The 18211-nt window shown below is 37.7% G+C and carries 16 protein-coding genes; 15 read left to right on the top strand and 1 reads right to left on the bottom strand.

The features are described from left to right. The first annotated feature begins 47 nt into the window (after positions 1–47). The 14 genes from pcrA to MKX53_RS14905 all read left to right on the top strand — a co-directional run bounded on the left by pcrA (position 48) and on the right by MKX53_RS14905 (position 16000). Positions 48–2276, top strand: coding sequence for a DNA helicase PcrA (gene pcrA / locus MKX53_RS14965; protein WP_340912244.1), 2229 nt, complete (start codon positions 48–50; stop codon positions 2274–2276). 21 nt (positions 2277–2297) lie between these two features. Next, a complete protein-coding gene (gene ligA, locus MKX53_RS14960; protein WP_340912241.1) occupies positions 2298–4301 on the top strand; it encodes an NAD-dependent DNA ligase LigA in 2004 nt (667 codons plus the stop codon). A 14-nt stretch (positions 4302–4315) separates the two neighbouring features. Continuing rightward, positions 4316–5452 carry a CamS family sex pheromone protein gene (locus MKX53_RS14955; protein ID WP_245762738.1) on the top strand — a complete coding sequence of 379 codons (1137 nt, stop codon included), beginning with the start codon at positions 4316–4318 and terminating at the stop codon, positions 5450–5452. Positions 5453–5525: 73 nt separating this feature from the next. Then, positions 5526–5816 carry an Asp-tRNA(Asn)/Glu-tRNA(Gln) amidotransferase subunit GatC gene (gatC, locus tag MKX53_RS14950; protein WP_093538050.1) on the top strand — a complete coding sequence of 97 codons (291 nt, stop codon included), beginning with the start codon at positions 5526–5528 and terminating at the stop codon, positions 5814–5816. 21 nt (positions 5817–5837) lie between these two features. Next, positions 5838–7301, top strand: coding sequence for an Asp-tRNA(Asn)/Glu-tRNA(Gln) amidotransferase subunit GatA (gene gatA, locus MKX53_RS14945; protein ID WP_093538051.1), 1464 nt, complete (start codon positions 5838–5840; stop codon positions 7299–7301). 1 nt (position 7302) lies between these two features. Next, positions 7303–8730, top strand: coding sequence for an Asp-tRNA(Asn)/Glu-tRNA(Gln) amidotransferase subunit GatB (gene gatB, locus MKX53_RS14940; RefSeq protein ID WP_340763481.1), 1428 nt, complete (start codon positions 7303–7305; stop codon positions 8728–8730). Between the two features lie 452 nt (positions 8731–9182). Continuing rightward, on the top strand, positions 9183–9812 hold the full coding sequence (locus MKX53_RS14935; protein ID WP_340912238.1) for a Type 1 glutamine amidotransferase-like domain-containing protein: 630 nt from the start codon (positions 9183–9185) through the stop codon (positions 9810–9812). 442 nt (positions 9813–10254) lie between these two features. Further along, positions 10255–10818, top strand: coding sequence for a thioredoxin family protein (locus MKX53_RS14930; RefSeq protein WP_340912235.1), 564 nt, complete (start codon positions 10255–10257; stop codon positions 10816–10818). Positions 10819–10942: 124 nt separating this feature from the next. Then, a complete protein-coding gene (locus MKX53_RS14925; RefSeq protein WP_093538055.1) occupies positions 10943–11854 on the top strand; it encodes a diacylglycerol kinase in 912 nt (303 codons plus the stop codon). A 225-nt stretch (positions 11855–12079) separates the two neighbouring features. Beyond that, positions 12080–13426, top strand: a complete 1347-nt coding sequence (locus tag MKX53_RS14920; protein WP_093538056.1) for a cytochrome ubiquinol oxidase subunit I — start codon at positions 12080–12082, stop codon at positions 13424–13426. Next, complete coding sequence (locus MKX53_RS14915; RefSeq protein ID WP_340770227.1) at positions 13423–14451, top strand: cytochrome d ubiquinol oxidase subunit II; 1029 nt, start codon at positions 13423–13425, stop codon at positions 14449–14451. The genes MKX53_RS14920 and MKX53_RS14915 overlap by 4 nt, the downstream gene beginning before the upstream one ends. A gap of 14 nt (positions 14452–14465) precedes the next feature. Continuing rightward, entirely contained in the window at positions 14466–14570 is a 105-nt protein-coding gene (gene cydS, locus MKX53_RS19745; RefSeq protein WP_407691719.1) for a cytochrome bd oxidase small subunit CydS, read from the top strand. 272 nt (positions 14571–14842) lie between these two features. Continuing rightward, positions 14843–15547 carry a YjjG family noncanonical pyrimidine nucleotidase gene (locus MKX53_RS14910; RefSeq protein ID WP_340912233.1) on the top strand — a complete coding sequence of 235 codons (705 nt, stop codon included), beginning with the start codon at positions 14843–14845 and terminating at the stop codon, positions 15545–15547. A 129-nt stretch (positions 15548–15676) separates the two neighbouring features. After that, entirely contained in the window at positions 15677–16000 is a 324-nt protein-coding gene (locus MKX53_RS14905) for a YckD family protein (protein ID WP_340763475.1), read from the top strand. A gap of 38 nt (positions 16001–16038) precedes the next feature. Here MKX53_RS14905 and MKX53_RS14900 read toward each other — a convergent pair whose 3' ends face one another. Next, positions 16039–16338, bottom strand: coding sequence for a hypothetical protein (locus MKX53_RS14900; protein ID WP_340913374.1), 300 nt, complete (start codon positions 16336–16338; stop codon positions 16039–16041). A gap of 283 nt (positions 16339–16621) precedes the next feature. Between MKX53_RS14900 and rlmD the strand changes: the two genes are divergently transcribed. Next, on the top strand, positions 16622–17986 hold the full coding sequence (gene rlmD, locus MKX53_RS14895; RefSeq protein WP_340912231.1) for a 23S rRNA (uracil(1939)-C(5))-methyltransferase RlmD: 1365 nt from the start codon (positions 16622–16624) through the stop codon (positions 17984–17986). Positions 17987–18211 lie beyond the last annotated feature (225 nt).

Here is an 18211-nt window from a genome sequence, read left to right as displayed (position 1 = left end):
ATTTACGATATGATTAGAGAACAAATGTTCTTGAAAGGAAGTGCACTATGGAAATCATCGCGAAAAACTTATTGAATGGTATGAATAAAGAACAAGAAGAAGCCGTGAAGACAACAGAAGGTCCACTTCTTATTATGGCAGGTGCAGGTTCAGGGAAAACACGTGTACTAACCCACCGAATTGCTTATTTAATCGTAGAAAAGGAAGTATACCCATCGAAAATACTAGCCATCACCTTTACCAATAAAGCAGCAAGAGAGATGCGAGAGCGTATAGATGGCTTATTAGGACCGGGGACTGGAGAAAGAATGTGGGTATCTACATTTCACTCCATGTGTGTACGTATTTTAAGAAGAGATATTGACCGAATAGGATATACAAAAAACTTTTCTATTTTAGATACAAGTGATCAACTGACGGTTATTAAAAATGTTTTAAAAGAACAAAATATTGATTCAAAACAATATGATCCTCGTTCGATGTTAAATGCGATTAGTGGAGCCAAGAATATATGCATCGATTCGGATATGTATCGTGCACAGATGAATGAGATGAATCCTTTTGAAAAGACAGTAGCAAATGTGTATCAAAGCTATCAAAAAAAATTGAGAAAGAACCAATCACTCGATTTTGATGATTTAATCATGCTAACATCAACGCTGTTTAAACGAGTTCCTGATGTCCTGGAGTTTTATCAAAACAAATTCCAGTATATCCATGTAGATGAATATCAAGATACAAACAAAGCGCAGTATGAGTTAGTACAAATGCTTGCTAAAAAGTTCAAAAATATTTGTGTTGTTGGTGACTCGGATCAATCGATTTATCGTTGGCGAGGAGCAGATATTCAGAATATCCTATCGTTTGAAAAAGATTATCCTAATGCAAAAGCCATCATGCTAGAACAAAATTATCGTTCTTCTCAACGAATCTTACAGGCAGCAAATGACGTCATTGGTAATAACACGAGTAGATACCCGAAGGTTTTACGAACAGAGAATCTAGATGGGGAAAAAATCGAGTTATTCCGTGCGATGAATGAACAGCAGGAAGCACAATATGTCGTTCAAAAAATTCAAGATTTAATGGAATTAGAGAATCGTACATTAAATGATTTTGCCGTTTTATATCGGACGAATGCCCAGTCACGTGTGATGGAGGAAGTACTTGTAAAATCGAATATGGCCTATACAATTGTGGGCGGTACAAAGTTCTATGATCGTAAAGAGATTAAAGACTTACTTGCCTACCTGCGTCTAATAGCAAATAACGATGATGACTTATCACTTGCTCGAATTATTAATGAGCCGAAACGAAATATTGGAGCGACTTCTTTTGAACGTATGGCTCTCTATGCAATAGACCAAGATCGTTCGATTTTAGATGCATTAAACGAAGTCGACTTTATGGGGATACCTGCTCGGGCTGTAAACTCTGTTATTCAATTCCAAGGGCTGATCAATAACTTAACCCAAATGCAGGAGTTTTTGTCTGTCACAGAAATAGTGGAGCAAGTGCTTGATAAAACAGGGTATCGTACGATGCTTAAAAATGAAAAGACAATTGAATCGGAAAGTCGATTAGAAAATATTGAAGAGTTTTTATCAGTAACGAAAGCATTTGAGAAACAGAGTGAAGATAAGTCGTTAGTTGCCTTTTTAACCGACCTGGCACTTATCTCAGATATAGATAAGTTGGATGAAGAGGAAGATATATCAAAAGGGAATATTATATTAATGACGATGCATGCTGCAAAAGGCTTGGAATTTCCAGTAGTATTTATCATAGGGATGGAAGAAAATATATTCCCACATTCACGTTCTCTTGGTGATGATGATGAAATGGAAGAGGAACGACGCTTGGCTTATGTAGGAATCACTCGTGCAGAAGAAAGACTTGTGATAACCTGTGCCCAGTCTCGAACTATTTTTGGTCGTGGCAGTTTTAATAGCCCATCTCGTTTTATCAAAGAGATTTCAGATGATATTATTGAGGTCGTTGGATGGACTAAAGACATCGGCAAAAATCCAGAACGAAATGCAAAAGCTATGGCTAACACTCGTAAAGCAGTAGTTACTCGTCCAGCATATAACGAGTCTGGTGGGGATAAAATGGGCTGGCAAGTTGGAGATAAAGCGACCCATAAAAAATGGGGCGAAGGTATGGTTGTCAGTGTTCGTGGCGATGGTGAGAATACCGAGCTAGATATTGCATTTCCAAGTCCTACGGGCATTAAGCGTCTGCTTGCTAAGTTTGCCCCTATCGAAAAAGTATAACTACAACAGGAGGAACCCTGGATGGATCAGTTAGAACAACGAGTACAAGAGTTACACAAGCTGTTAAATGATTATGGACATGCCTATTATGTATTAGATGATCCTATTGTTCCGGATGCCGTATACGATCAATACTTGCATGAACTAATAGCTTTGGAGGAACAAAATCCAGATTTGATATTACCAGATTCTCCTACTCAGCGAGTTGGTTCCATCGTAAGTGAAGGCTTTAAAAAGGTAACTCATGCAAATCCAATGCTTAGTCTATCTAATGCATTCAATGAAGGGGATTTGCGTGATTTTGATAAACGTATTCAAGGTATTATCGATGAAACACCAACGTATATATGTGAACTGAAAATCGATGGACTGGCAATTTCCCTATTATATGAGGACGGTCTTTTGAAAAGAGGGGCTACTCGAGGAGATGGGACGATTGGTGAAGATATTACCAGTAATATTAAAACCATTCGTTCGATTCCAATGCGCCTAAAAGATTCAGTAACCTTGGAGGCAAGAGGCGAAGCGTATATGCCAAAGTCTTCCTTTGCAAAGTTGAACGAAGATCGCACAGCACAAGCAGAAGTCTTATTTGCCAACCCACGGAATGCGGCAGCAGGTTCTTTACGTCAGCTTGACCCGAAAATAACTGCTAGCCGTAATTTATCGATGTTCGTCTATGGAATGGGCGGAGATGGTGAGGACCAGAATATAGACAATCATTTGGATGCACTAGGTTTTATGAATACACAGGGATTACCGACTAATAAGGAAACGAAGAAGTGCACTTCTATCGAAGAAGTGCTCAGCTTTATAGAAGAGTGGACAGAAAAAAGGCATGACATTCCATATGAAATTGATGGAATTGTTATAAAAGTTAATGACTATGCCCAACAAGAAGAGCTAGGATTTACAGCAAAGAGTCCACGATTTGCAATTGCTTATAAATTTCCTGCCGAGGAAGTAGTCACGCAAATTATTGATATCGATTTAACTGTTGGTCGCACAGGTGTTGTCACGCCAACTGCAATTTTAGTACCAGCACAAGTAGCAGGTTCTACTGTACAACGTGCTACACTTCATAATGAAGATTTAATCCGTGAAAAAGATATTCGAATTGGGGATCATGTCATTATCCGTAAAGCAGGAGACATTATTCCAGAAGTAGTGTCTGTTATAACGGAAGAGAGAAAAGGCACAGAGGAACCATATAAAATGCCAACTCATTGCCCGGTATGTGAAAGTGAATTAGTGAGAATCGAAGAAGAAGTAGCACTTCGTTGTGTAAATCCGCAATGCCCAGCTCAGATCCAAGAAGGTATTTACCACTTTGCTTCACGCAATGCGATGAATATTGATGGACTTGGTGAAAAAGTGGTAGAACAGCTTTTTAGAGAACAACTGATCAAGGATATTTCAGATTTATATAAATTGACAGTAGATGACTTAGTGAAGCTTGAGCGCATGGGGCTCAAGTCAGCAACCAATTTAGTGGAAGCATTAGAAGTATCTAAAGCAAACTCAATGGAGCGAGTGCTATTTGGACTTGGTATTCGTCATATTGGAGAAAAAGCTGCCAAAATACTTTCGGCTAATTTTCATAGTTTTGAGGCATTGATGAAAGCAACAAGGGAAGAGCTTATAGCTATTTATGAAATTGGTGACAAAATGGCTGATTCATTAGTGACTTATTTTGAGCAGGAAGAGGTCCAGTTATTGATTGAACGCTTAAAAGAAGCTGGATTGACCCTACAGTATACTGGTAGAATTATTGATGCAGATGTAATGGAGAATAGTCCGTTTGCTGGTAAAACAGTTGTTTTAACAGGAAAACTGATGCAACTATCACGTACTGATGCTAAAGAAAAAATAGAGTCATTAGGTGGTAAGGTTGCTGGAAGTGTCAGCAAGAAAACAGATTTGGTCATTGCCGGAGAAGAAGCAGGATCAAAATTGGAAAAAGCAACAAGCCTAGGTATTGAGGTTTGGGATGAACAAAAATTATTGGACTCCATAGTGGAGTAAAGGGAGTGGCGAACATGACCAAAAAACATATAGGCATGTTGACGCTGGCTTTATTACTAACGGTTTCTGGGTGTGCTCCTTCTTTAGATGACGAAACAAAAGTTATACAAAATACAGAAGAAGAAGAGACCAAGACAGTAATAATTCCGAGTTTGCAGCTAGATGAAACATACTACAGAACATTATTACCTTATGAGGAAAGTGCAAGTAAAGGATTAGTATTATCTAATTTGTCTACTAAGTACGATATGAAGGAAGTGGAAACTGGACTTCTACGTATTTCTCAAAATGAATTCTCGCCTGATAAGTATTTGTTCCAGGAGGGACAGTACTTAGATACGACAACACTGAAGAAATGGCTTGCAAGAAGCAACCAAGCAGAAGGTGGATTAAACCCGGATGATAAAGGTTTAACTGGAGAAGAAAAAGCCCAAAAAGCACCAGTCTATATCACGCATATTGTGGAACAAAACTATTTGGAAAAAGTAGATAATAAAGTTAGTCTATCTGGGATATCTATTGGATTGGCGTTAAATTCCACGTATTATTACACGAAGGAAAAATACGGTGCTACTTATGAAGAAAAGCTGAGCCAGGCTCAGATTGAAGAGAATGGAAGAAGAATTGCGGAAGAAGTAGTTACCCGTTTACGTAAGATAGATGGTCTTGCAGATATTCCAATTGTAGTAGGTTTGTTTAAGCAAAATAGCCGAAATGCAGTTGTTCCAGGAACATACTTCTCTTATAGCACTGCGCCAGCGGGCAAAAATGTGTCGGATTGGAAGGGAAATGATGAGGAATATATTTTATTCCCAACGGCTGAATCAGAAGAAAAGTACCGAGATTTAGATACAATTTTCCGGAACTTCAAAATGGATGTAGAGACATATTTCCCTAACTATACAAGCATTATTGGGACTGGTTATTTCAAAGACAAACAGCTTCAAAAATGGACGATCACCATTCCTATTCAGTTTTATGGAACGGCAGAGATAATTGGCTTTACACAGTATTTGGCTGGACTTGTAAAGGATCATTTTAATCCATCGATGAATGTAGAATTACAGGTTAATTCCTTGGATGGTGCAGAAGCATTACTTGTTAAAAAAACTGGCGATGAAGAAGCTTATGTCCATATTTACACGCAATAGGCTACGCTCTGTTCAAGTAGAGTGAAAAATGATATGATATTTCGTATGGTTATTGAATTCGGAGGTGTTATAAATGGCGGAATTAACAAAAGAAGAAGTTAAGCATGTTGCGCATCTTGCAAGACTTGCAATTACAGAAGAAGAGGCAGAAAAGTTTGCGCTACAACTAGGAGCAATCACTGAATTTGCTGAGCAATTAAAAGAATTAGATACAACAAATGTAGAACCTACTACACATGTCCTACCTTTAGTAAACGTGTTACGCGAAGATGTAGCTACAAAAGGATTGGACCGTGATACGATGATGTTAAATGTTAAAGAACAAGAAGCAGGACAAGTAAAAGTACCATCAATAATGGACTAATAGATGTAAGGAGGGAAAATCATGACGTTATTTAATCACTCAGCGAAAGAACTACAAGCACTTGTACATAGTAAAGAAGTTTCTTTAGTAGATTTGACTAACGAAGCTTTTGGACGTGTGGAAAAACTAGATGGCGAGGTAGAAGCCTTCTTAGCTTTGAACAAAGAAAAAGCATTAGAAACAGCTACAGAATTAGAAAAAGTTCCTTTTGAAGAACGTGGACCATTATTTGGGTTACCGATCGGAGTGAAGGATAATATCGTAACTGAAGGATTAGAAACGACTTGTGCAAGTAAAATTTTACAAGGATTCAATCCTATCTATGATGCAACTGTTGTGAAAAAGTTGCGTGAGGCTGGAATGATTACAATTGGTAAACTGAATATGGATGAGTTTGCAATGGGATCTTCCAATGAAAACTCAGCATATAAAACAACAAAAAATCCATGGTCATTAGATCGTGTTCCTGGTGGATCTTCAGGTGCATCTGCAGCAGCTGTAGCAGCTGGTGAAGTACCATTCTCCTTAGGCTCAGATACAGGTGGATCTATTCGTCAACCGGCATCCTATTGTGGTGTTGTTGGGATGAAACCTACATACGGACGTGTGTCCCGTTTTGGATTAGTAGCGTTTGCATCTTCTTTAGATCAAATTGGTCCAATCACTCGTAATGTAGAAGACAATGCACTACTTTTAGAAGCAATTTCTGGAGTTGATGCACATGACTCTACTTCGGCAGATGTTGAGGTTCCAAACTTTGCAGCTGCTCTTACTGGAGATATTAAAGGTCTTCGTATTGCCGTGCCTAAAGAGTATTTAGGAGAAGGTGTAAGTGAAGCAGTTCGTGGGTCTATTATGGATGCATTGAAAGTATTAGAAGCAAAAGGAGCTACTTGGGAAGAGGTTTCATTGCCACATTCTAAATATGCTTTAGCGACATATTATATTCTTTCTTCTTCAGAGGCTTCTTCTAACCTTTCTCGTTTTGATGGAATTCGTTATGGCTTCCGTGCTGAAAACGTAGAAAACTTATTGGACCTTTATAAAGAAACTCGTGCGCAAGGATTTGGGGACGAAGTAAAACGTCGTATTATGCTTGGGACTTACTCGTTAAGTGCTGGAACATATGATGCTTACTATAAAAAAGCGCAGCAAGTTCGTACGCTTATCAAACAAGATTTTGATAAAGTTTTAGCGGACTATGATGTAATCGTAGGACCAACTGCACCAACTCCAGCATTCAAAATTGGAGAAAACGTAGAAGATCCATTGACGATGTATGCCAATGATATATTAACAATCCCAATTAACCTTGCAGGTTTGCCAGCAATTTCTATCCCTTGTGGATTTGAAGATGGAATGCCACTAGGATTGCAAATTATCGGAAATTATTTTGATGAGTCCACGATTTATCGTGTAGCACATGTTTACGAGCAGTCTACTGATTTCCATAAACAAACTCCTCAAATATGGGAGGGAAAATAACATGAACTTTGAAACAGTTATTGGTTTAGAAGTACACGTTGAGTTAAAAACAGAGTCGAAAATCTTCTCATCAGCACCTAATCATTTTGGTGCTGAACCTAACACTAATACAACAGTAGTAGACCTAGGATACCCTGGTGTTTTACCAGTATTGAATAAAAATGTAGTCGATTTTGCGATGCGTGCAGCACTCGCATTAAATATGGAAATTGAACAAAATACAAAGTTTGATCGCAAAAACTATTTCTATCCAGATAATCCGAAAGCATATCAAATTTCACAATTTGATAAACCAATCGGTAAAAATGGTTGGGTTGAAATTGAAGTCAATGGTGAGAAAAAACGTATCGGGATTACTCGTCTACATATGGAAGAGGATGCTGGGAAACTTTCACATGCAGATGGATATTCACTAGTAGACTTTAACCGTCAAGGAACTCCACTAGTAGAAATCGTTTCAGAGCCAGATATTCGTACTCCTGAGGAAGCATATGCTTATTTAGAAAAAGTTAAATCAATTATCCAATATACAGACGTTTCTGACTGTAAAATGGAAGAAGGATCTTTACGCTGTGATGCCAATATTTCTATTCGTCCTTATGGTCAAGAGGAATTTGGGACTAAAACAGAGTTGAAGAACTTAAACTCTTTCAACTTTGTACGTAGAGGGTTAGAGCACGAAGAGATTCGTCAAGCAGAAGTATTATCTACTGGTGGAATTATTGAACAAGAAACTCGTCGCTATGATGAGAAAACTGGTAAAACGATTCTTATGCGTGTTAAAGAAGGTACGGATGACTATCGTTATTTCCCAGAGCCAGATTTAGTGGATCTTGTAATTGATGATGCATGGTTAGAACGTGTACGCTCAGAAATCCCTGAACTACCAGATGCGCGTAAACAACGTTATATCCAAGAGCTTGGATTATCTCCATATGATGCACATGTATTAACGTTGTCTAAAGATATGGCGAACTTCTTTGAAGCAACCATTGCTGATGGTGCAGACGTAAAACTGGCTGCTAACTGGATGATGGGTGAGGTTTCCGCTTACCTAAATGCAGACCAAAAAGAGTTGAAGGATATAGAACTTACTCCTGCTAATCTTTCTGGAATGATCAAACTAATCTCTGATGGCACCATTTCTTCAAAAATTGCGAAAAAAGTATTCAAAGAGCTTGCTGATAATGGCGGAGACGCTGCGGAAGTAGTAAAAGCTAAAGGCTTAGTACAAATTTCGGACGAAGGCGCACTTCGTGAAATCGTTACAGCAACACTGGATGCTAACCCACAATCTATTGAAGATTTTAAAAACGGAAAAGACCGCGCAATCGGCTTCTTAGTTGGACAAATCATGAAAGCAACAAAAGGCCAAGCAAACCCGCCTCTTGTTAACAAAATCTTGAACGAAGAAATTACTAAACGCTAATACTCAAGGATACCCACTTTAAGTGGGTATCCTTTTTTGTGGGTATATTTAACTCGTCTCTCATATGGATGCAAAGTTCTCTCGGATAAAAGTCAATCGCTCTCGTATAGTGTGGATATTTCGAGATGTCTCTCGTAAGGATTCGAAATGCTCTCGGATAGCAGGTTATTGCTCTCGGATAGCAGGTTATTGCTCTCGTATGGATGCCAAGCTCTCTCGGATAGCAGTTGATCGCTCTCGTATAGTGTGGATATTTCGAGGTGTCTCTCGTAAGGATTCGAAATGCTCTCGGATAGCAGGTTATTGCTCTCGTATAGATGCCAAGCTCTCTCGGATAGCAGTTGATCACACTCATTAGTAAAGAACTTTTTGAATAGAATTGTATTTATTTCCAAGAAAACTGATGCTATGATAAATGAATATTTATTTAACATATAAAGAGGTGAATCAAGGTGGAGCTATGTTTTATTGGTGGGGGACATGTTTTAAAGGGTGAGCTAGATGATATATTTGAAGAATTGACGAAAAAGATTAAAGCAAATGCAAAAGTTTTAGTAGTTCCTTTTGCGACAGAAGTTTCTAATTATGACAGCTGGATGGTAAATCTAAAACAGGCTTTTTCTACCTATACAAACGCTACACTTAGATTATTACATGAGGACCTATCCAAAAAAGAAATGGAAGATTTGATAAATGATAGCGATGTTCTGTATTTAATAGGCGGGAGACCAGAAAAATTACTTCAGCTGATTGAAGAAAAAGAACTTGCTAGGAGTATTGAAAATTTTCCTGGGCTATTAATCGGTTATAGTGCAGGGGCTTTAGCATTTTGTAAGGATTGTCTTTTAACTAAAGACGATGACTATCCGGAGTCCTTAGTCATAAAAGGGTTAGGTTTAGTGGACTTTAGTGTGGAGGTGCATTATAACGAAGCATCTGATGACGAATTGTCTACTCTTTCCTCCGCTCGTAGGATTTATGCTCTCCCTGATGGAAGTGCCATTTTCTACAAAGAAGGTAAACTACATAAAAAAGTGAATGATGTCATTTTATTTGAATCGAAGAAAAAATTAATGTTATAGAAATTGGCTGTCTTTGATGACAGTCTTTTTTTTTGAAATGAATGGCACAGTTTGTGACACTAACATATAAAGATATTTGCTCAACTAAGTAATGAGGATGAAAATGTACACTTGGGTTATATTGATTTAGAGAGCGGAAAATCACACGAAATTAAAGCACCTCCATTTTCAGAGACGCTGTATTTGAAGACTATAATTCGATAAACGTAAAGGAAACCACTATGGTAAAAATAGAAGACAATGAGCAACATGAGTGAAAGACTTGTGCGACCACGCTTTACAGAAGAAGGCACACTTGTGGTTAACGGTGAAGGGGAACAGAGAAAGCTGTATTTACAGGGTGTAAACTTCGAACAATAATATAGTTTATATATTCATGAGTCTAGCTTGTTTGAATAACATTTAAAAACGAAGTATACTTAGAAAAAAGGGGGCTACTCACTTGACTACAGAACAACAGTATTTTGAAAATGCAAAACCACTAGCTCAATATATGGATGTTATGACTACGAAAAAAGAAGAATCTTTCAGCATCTATGAAAAATTTGATGTGCCAGCGGATGATGAATTCATCCAAGTACTAAAGGATAGAGCGCCACATATATTAGTTATTACAGAAGACTGGTGTGGCGATGCAATGATGAACAATGCGATATTGCGTAAAATTGCAGAAGCAGCAAATGTAGAAGTACGTGCTGTTTATCGCGATGAAAACTTGGATTTAATTGACCAGTATTTAACAAATGGTGGTCGTTCAATTCCCGTTTATTTGTTGATAAGCAAAGATGGTGAAGTGATTTCTAAATGGGGTCCCCGTGCAGAGAGTGTTCAGCAATTCGTAATGGATGGCAGAGCTAAATTCCCAGCCAAAGAAGACCCATCATTTGAGGAAACTCAAAAAGAATTTTACGCACAAATGTCTAATGAATTTGTAAACAATCAAGAATTTCACCTAGCAGTATATGAAGCAATTCGTAATGCTTGGTTACCAGCACTACAAAAATAATTAGGCTGATCAAATTATTAAAGGAGTCGGCAACAGTCGACTCTTTTAATAGTGGAATGAAACTTTTTTTGATGAAACATAGTCTTTATAATAACAAAGATTGTGAAACAGAAAGGAAATAAGTATGAAACGTGCACGAATTATCTATAATCCAACTTCTGGAAGAGAACTATTTAAAAAGAACTTAGCAGAAGTATTGGAAACGTTAGAGATTGCTGGGTATGAGACATCGTGTCACGCCACTACGCGTGAAGGTGATGCTACAGAGGCAGCGAGGAAAGCAGTGGAAAATGGCTTTGATATTATCATTGCATCTGGCGGAGATGGTACGCTAAATGAGGTTGTTGCAGGGGTAAGTGAATTCGAAAAGCGACCTAAAATTGGGCTGATTCCAATGGGGACGACGAATGACTTTGCAAGAGCAGTTCATATTCCAAGAGACATAAAAAAAGCTGTGGAGATTATTGTTAAAGGTGATTCTATTCCAGTTGACGTGGGATTAGTTAATGACCGCTATTTTATCAATATTGCTGGTGGTGGTCGAATTACCGAGCTTACGTATGATGTACCAAGTAAACTGAAAACAATGCTTGGGCAGCTTGCTTATTATTTAAAAGGGATTGAAATGCTTCCGTCGATTAAATCAACAAGAGTTAGAATTGAATATGACGGGGAAGTATTTGAAGACGAGGCCATGATGTTCCTAGTTGGTTTAACGAACTCGGTCGGTGGGTTTGAAAAGCTTGCCCCAAGTTCAAGTATTAATGATGGATTGTTTTCTTTGTTAATATTGAAAAAGTTGAACATAGCAGAGTTTATCCGTGTGGCATCTTTAGCCTTACGGGGGGAACATTTAACGGATCCCCATGTTATTTTTAAAAAAGCAAAACATATTAAAGTAACTTCTGACGATATGGTTCTTTTAAATTTAGACGGAGAATACGGCGGAGTTATACCTGCCACATTCCAAAATTTACACAGACATATAGAGGTTTTCGTACCGATTGATGAAATACGTGAAGAGGATAGACCTTAAGTAAAAGCTCAGCATTTTATTAAATGCTGAGCTTTTTTATATTCTTTTAGAAAACACCGATAGATAAAGTTCAATATTTTTGTTTTTGGGTAATATGATGATAAAGGGGTGGAGCACATGTATAAGAAACAAGAGAAGTATTTAATGTGGCTTGCTTTTGTTGTGGCAGGAATCATGATGCTATCAATAGCGGGGAGAATATTTGGGAACTAGAATGGGGGAAGGCTGATGAATGAAGAATCGGTATTTTTTAGTCGCGTTTTAACCGAATTGACCTTATCGTTTCATATTATTTACGCAACTATTGGTGTTGGTGTACCTTTAATGATTATGATTGCCCAGTGGGTAGGTATTAAAAAGAATGATGAGCATTACATATTGTTAGCACGTAGGTGGGCGAGAGGATTCGTCATTACTGTAGCGGTAGGAGTTGTTACAGGGACCGCAATTGGTATGCAGTTGTCATTACTGTGGCCGAACTTTATGGAACTTGCGGGGAATATTATAGCTCTTCCTCTATTCATGGAGACTTTTGCTTTCTTTTTTGAAGCTATTTTCCTTGGTATTTACTTATATACTTGGGATCGATTTGAGAACCAAAAGAAGCATCTCCTGTTACTTATTCCAGTTGCCATTGGTGCTTCATTTTCCGCAGTTTTTATAACCATGGTAAATGCATTTATGAATGCCCCTCAAGGATTCGATATAGTTAACGGGGAATTAGTGAATATTAGCCCGCTGCTAGCCATGTTCAACCCTGCTATGCCAACAAAGGTTGCTCATGTAGTGGTAACGGCGTATATGACCTCTGCATTTGTGTTAGCGGCGATTGCAGCTTTTCGTTTATTGAAAGGCTCTAATCATATATACCATAAAAAAGCATTATTTTTAACGATGAAAGTAGGGTTAGTATTTTCAATTGCTACTGCTATTATTGGAGATTTCTCAGGAAAGTATTTAGCGGAGTATCAGCCTGAAAAACTAGCTGCAGCTGAATGGCATTTTGAAACGGAAGAAAGTGCGCCACTAATTCTCTATGGAATATTAGATGATGGAGAAGTGAAGTATGCAATAGAAATACCCTTTGCTTTGAGTATTCTCGCCCATTTCAATCCGACTGCAGAAGTGATTGGTTTAGATCAGTTCCCAGAGGATGAAACACCGCCGTTATATATTCACTACTTGTTTGATATTATGGTGACGATTGGTATGTCGATGGTAGCACTTTCGGGACTATACTGGCTTGGTAAAATCCTGAAATGGTCCTTTGTCAATTCTAGATGGTACCGTTGGCTCATAGTTTTGGGAGGACCAGCGTCTATACTCGCTATTGAAGCTGGTTGGTGGCTTGCGGAAGTAGGAAGGCAGCCATGGATACTAAGAGGTATTATGCGGGTGGAAGATGCTGCAACGACCAGTCCACATGTCGATATCATGCTGATTTTATTTGCTGGTCTTTACCTAGTACTTGGGGTCGGAAGTATCGTTGTTTTAAGTCGTATGTTCAGAAAGAATCCAGTCGAACAGGAAATAGAAGACCGACATGCTGAAAAGGGCGGTGATATGTTATGACATTAGAGATCATCGGAATTTTTGTGTTGTGGACGTTTCTTTTCGGATATTTAGTCGTTGCATCTATTGACTTTGGTGCAGGTTTTTTTAACGCGTATAGTTTACTCACAGGAAGGCAGAGGATATTAACGAATATTATACAGCGTTATTTGTCGCCAGTTTGGGAGGTAACGAATGTATTTTTAGTTTTTTTCTTTGTAGGGATTATCGGATTTTTCCCGAAAACTGCATTTTATTATGGTACGACCTTACTAGTTCCTGCAAGTATAGCTCTAATATTACTTGCGATTCGCGGCTCTTATTATGCTTTTGAAACATATGGTTCTAGAGGGCACAAGGGATACTCATTTATGTATGGTCTTGCTGGTCTTTTTATCCCGGCAGCTTTGTCTATTGTATTAACAATATCAGAAGGCGGCTTTGTTCATATGATCAATGATTCGCCTACTCTCGATTACGAGGCATTATTTACAAGCCCACTCACATGGTCGATTGTTGTATTAAGTCTTTCTTCAGTATTGTATATTTCATCCGTGTTTTTGACCTGGTATGCCAATAAAGCAGGAGACATAGATGCGACAAGGCTGATGCGAAAGTATGCACTTATTTGGGCACTGCCGACGATAATAACAGCGGGTGGAATTATGGTGGAGCTTCGTTCACATAATCCGGAGCATTACGAAAACATGCTTAATATTTGGTGGGCATTTGCATTATCACTATTACTTTTCATCGGTACAGTGTGGTTATTATGGTCGAAAAGAAGTTACGGATTGGCTTTTGTGTTATTAGGAGGCCAGTTTCTTATAGCATTCTTCGCATACGGATTTGCGCATCTCCCATATTTGCTGTATCCACATTTAACAATCTATGACAGCTTTACTAATGAAGCAATGGCTCTTGCTTTAATAGTCGCTTTTATAGCTGGGCTTGCTTTACTAATACCATCGCTATATTTACTACTGAGATTGTTTTTGTTCAATAAAGATTATGTACGTGGAAAAAAAGAAGATAATCACGCATAAGGAAGGAGCAAACTATGACAGAGTTTATGATATTTTATGCACCATTCATCGTATTAATCGGCTCCATTATCATAGCCTTTTGGGCAGCTTCTAAAGACGGGGCAGTGAAGGACGAATAAACGAATGTCCTCGGTCGACTTGATCGGGGACATTATTATGTGTTCAGTCAGATGACCCTAAAAACTTTATATGGCCAAAACAGATTAAATATAGTCCATAAATAGCACTATTACATGCAAGAAAGCCCTAAAAGTTAATAAGATAGCCCATATAGCCCATTAAATATTTATTGGACCTGGAAAGAATATCTTCTTATTAGAAAACACTAAAGGATATTTTAGTCTAATATCTATTCTGCTACAATTGGAGGGACAGGAAAGGGGTATTTTTGATGAAATATGATGTACTACTATTTGATTTAGATGACACTTTACTTGACTTTGGAATGACTGAACATAATGCATTTCGTTTTTTGTTTGAAGAGTATGGATTGCCAAATGGTTTAAATGATTATCTAGATACCTACAAGGCTATAAGTAAAAGCTTATGGGAAGACCTAGAATATGGTCGTACCACTTTAACAGAGCTAAAAGTCGAACGTTTTAAACGGTTATTTACCGAACATTCCTTAGACATAGATCCGATTATATGCGGAGAGAAGTACATAGAAAATTTAGGGAAAGAAGTTCATCTGATTGAAGGAGTAGAAGAAATGTTAGCAAGCATGAAAGATTTCCGAATCGCTCTTCTTACTAATGGATTTAAAGATGCACAGCATGCACGAGTAAATGGATCTTCTTTAAAGAATATTTTTGAAGCCATCATAACCTCGGAAGAAACAGGATTCCAAAAACCTCAAAAAGAAATTTTTGCATATGCATTAGAGAAGCTACAAATTTCAGATCCATCTCGCGTATTAATGGTTGGTGATTCACTTTCTTCCGACATTCAAGGAGGAAATAATTTTGGAATTGATACATGTTGGTTCAATCCAAATAGAAAACAGAATCAAACTAATATAGAACCAACCTATGAAATTCATTCATGGGAGCAATTAGCTGGTCTCGTTAAAATATTGGCAGTAGAAACAAAGTAATATTGGACCTCAAAATGAGGTTCTTTTTTATTTTTATTCTACTTATAGCATTTTATACAGTTTTTCAAAAAAGGATAATTGCTGCCTAGTGGCACATGATAAAACAAATTGAAGGAAGGAGATTTGTCTATGAAAAAACATTGGGTTAGTGTTATAACAGCAATTTTAATGTGTTTGGGAATAATGGGGTTTTCATTAGAAACAAAAGCAGAAATGCCAGCAGATATAAAGTTAACGGCGAAACAACAAGAAGAGATGAAGTCTTTACAACAAGATGCGCTTAACCAAAAGAAAGAAATTATTAACAAATATGTTGAGTATGGTGTGTTTTCTAAAGAAAAGGGACAAAAGATAATAACCCATCTAGAGGAGCGCTATTTAAAACTGGAACAAAACGGATTTGTTCCAGTCATTCATGACGACTATAGAAAACATCGAAGTAATGAATCCTAATCTTATACTAAGCTAAAGCTCTAGTTAGGTTTTTCTCATTAATTTACCTCTGTCCTGCTATTAATTTCATATGCAAAAAAGCCAAGTAGTAGGCCTGCCCCAGAGCCAAAAGATAAAGTGGATAATAATGAAAATGAGAAAAGTATATTAAATATAACCCCAACTACACATCCAAATAGCATTCCTAGAGGTATCAAACTGTCCAGTAAATCTTGTTGGTCGTTTGAATTTTTTCTGCCAGTCTTACCTTGCTTTTGTTTATGCTCAAGCTTTTTAATAATAAAGATCGCAATGCCTCCAACTATTACAACGGGCAGTACATTACCTATAATTTCCATAAGTAACTCCATCTTATTACCTCCATTATTATCTAATTTGATTTATTTTTAACTTGTTTTTTAAAACATTCAGGACAGTGTTTGTGGAAGATGGGCTTTTTAAATAAATAAAGCTATAACTAGTATAACATTTCTAAAAATTCTGTTATATTATAGAAGGTTCACATAACTGTGATTTTGTGTAGAAGAATTGAAAAATAATTGATAATGCGTATGAGTCAGCAGACTTGTACGCATTCTTTTTGGTATAATGAATCAATCATAACTAGAACGGAGATTAACATTGAATACACCAGTACAAAAAAATGATCAGTTAACAGTCTATATTGAAGATTTAACACATGACGGAGCGGGTGTCGCAAAGGTCGACGGATATCCTCTATTTATAGCAGGAGGCTTGCCAAATGAAACTGTAGAAGTCCACGTGCTTAAAACATTAAAAAACTATGGCTTTGCCAAGTTAAAAAATATCGTAGAGCCATCTCCATTTCGTGTAGAAGCACCTTGTCCAGTATTTTATCAATGTGGAGGCTGTCAGCTTCAGCATATGACATATGAAGGACAGCTTGCATGGAAGGAAAGTATGGTTCGCAATGTCATGAAACGCATTGGGAAAATAGAAGCACCAGTTCTTCCTGTAAAAGGTATGGACAAGCCTTGGGAATATCGCAACAAATCTCAAATACCATTTGATTTAGAAAATGGTCAAGTTATTGCAGGCTTCTATCAAGCGAAATCTCATCGAATAGCAGATACGAATACTTGTTTAATACAATCAGATGAGGCAGATAGATTACTAAGAGCAGTAAAAGAAAATGCATTGAAACTGGATTTAGTTCCATACAATGAAGAAACGAAAAAAGGTCAGCTACGCCACTTAGTCGTCCGTAAAGGACGGGCAACTGGAGAAGTGATGGTTGTACTTGTAACGAAGCATGCAAAATTAGCGAAGCAAGAGGAAATTATTCAATTCATCCGTGAAGTAGAACCAAATGTGAAATCAATTGTTCATAATGTGAATAACCAGAACACAAATGTGATTTTTGGAAATGAAACAAACGTTATTTGGGGCAAAGCCGTTATTGAAGACTTAATCGGGGATGTTCGCTTTGAAATTTCAGCGCGCTCATTTTACCAAGTAAATCCTGTACAAACGGAGGTCCTATACAAGCAAGCACTGGATTATGCACAGCTAACAGGGGAAGAAACAGTAATTGACGCATATTGCGGAATTGGTACAATTTCATTATTTTTAGCGCAAAAAGCCAAACAAGTACTTGGAGTAGAGATCGTCCCACAGGCAATTGAAGACGCAAAACGAAATGCAGAGCTGAATGGTTTTACTAACACATACTTTGAGGCTGGACCTGCAGAGGAAGTTATTCCTAATTGGTACAAAGAAGGCAAGCATGCAGATGTCTTAGTAGTGGATCCACCGAGAAAAGGTTGTGATGAAGCACTATTAACGACAATTATAGAGCAGCGTCCAAAGCGTGTTGTTTATGTATCTTGTAACCCCGCAACGCTTGCTCGTGATTTGAGAATATTAGAAGACGGCGGTTATAAAACAAAAGAGGTTCAACCAGTGGATATGTTCCCGCAATCGACGCATTGTGAAGCTGTGGCGTGGCTTGAACTAGCTGACTAATCCTACATCAAGCGTGCTTTTCAACGTACGCTTTGTTGGGATGAATCTTTGGTATAGCTAATTTAATATTGTTGAAAACATAAAAAGCAGACGGTTTAGAAGTGCAATAATGCACTTCTAGTTGGGCGTCTGCTTTTACTTGTTAGTTTATGAATTAAGGGAGCTAAGATTGTTGGTGTCAGCTCTGTAAGTGGTTGTTTAGAATTTTATTGAGGAAAAATAGCT

The organism is Psychrobacillus sp. FSL K6-4615 (genome assembly GCF_038008225.1).
In the GTDB taxonomy this organism is placed as follows: domain Bacteria; phylum Bacillota; class Bacilli; order Bacillales_A; family Planococcaceae; genus Psychrobacillus; species Psychrobacillus psychrotolerans.
The sequence above is the reverse complement of the archived record's forward strand: the minus strand, read 5'-3'. Positions and strand labels throughout refer to the sequence as shown.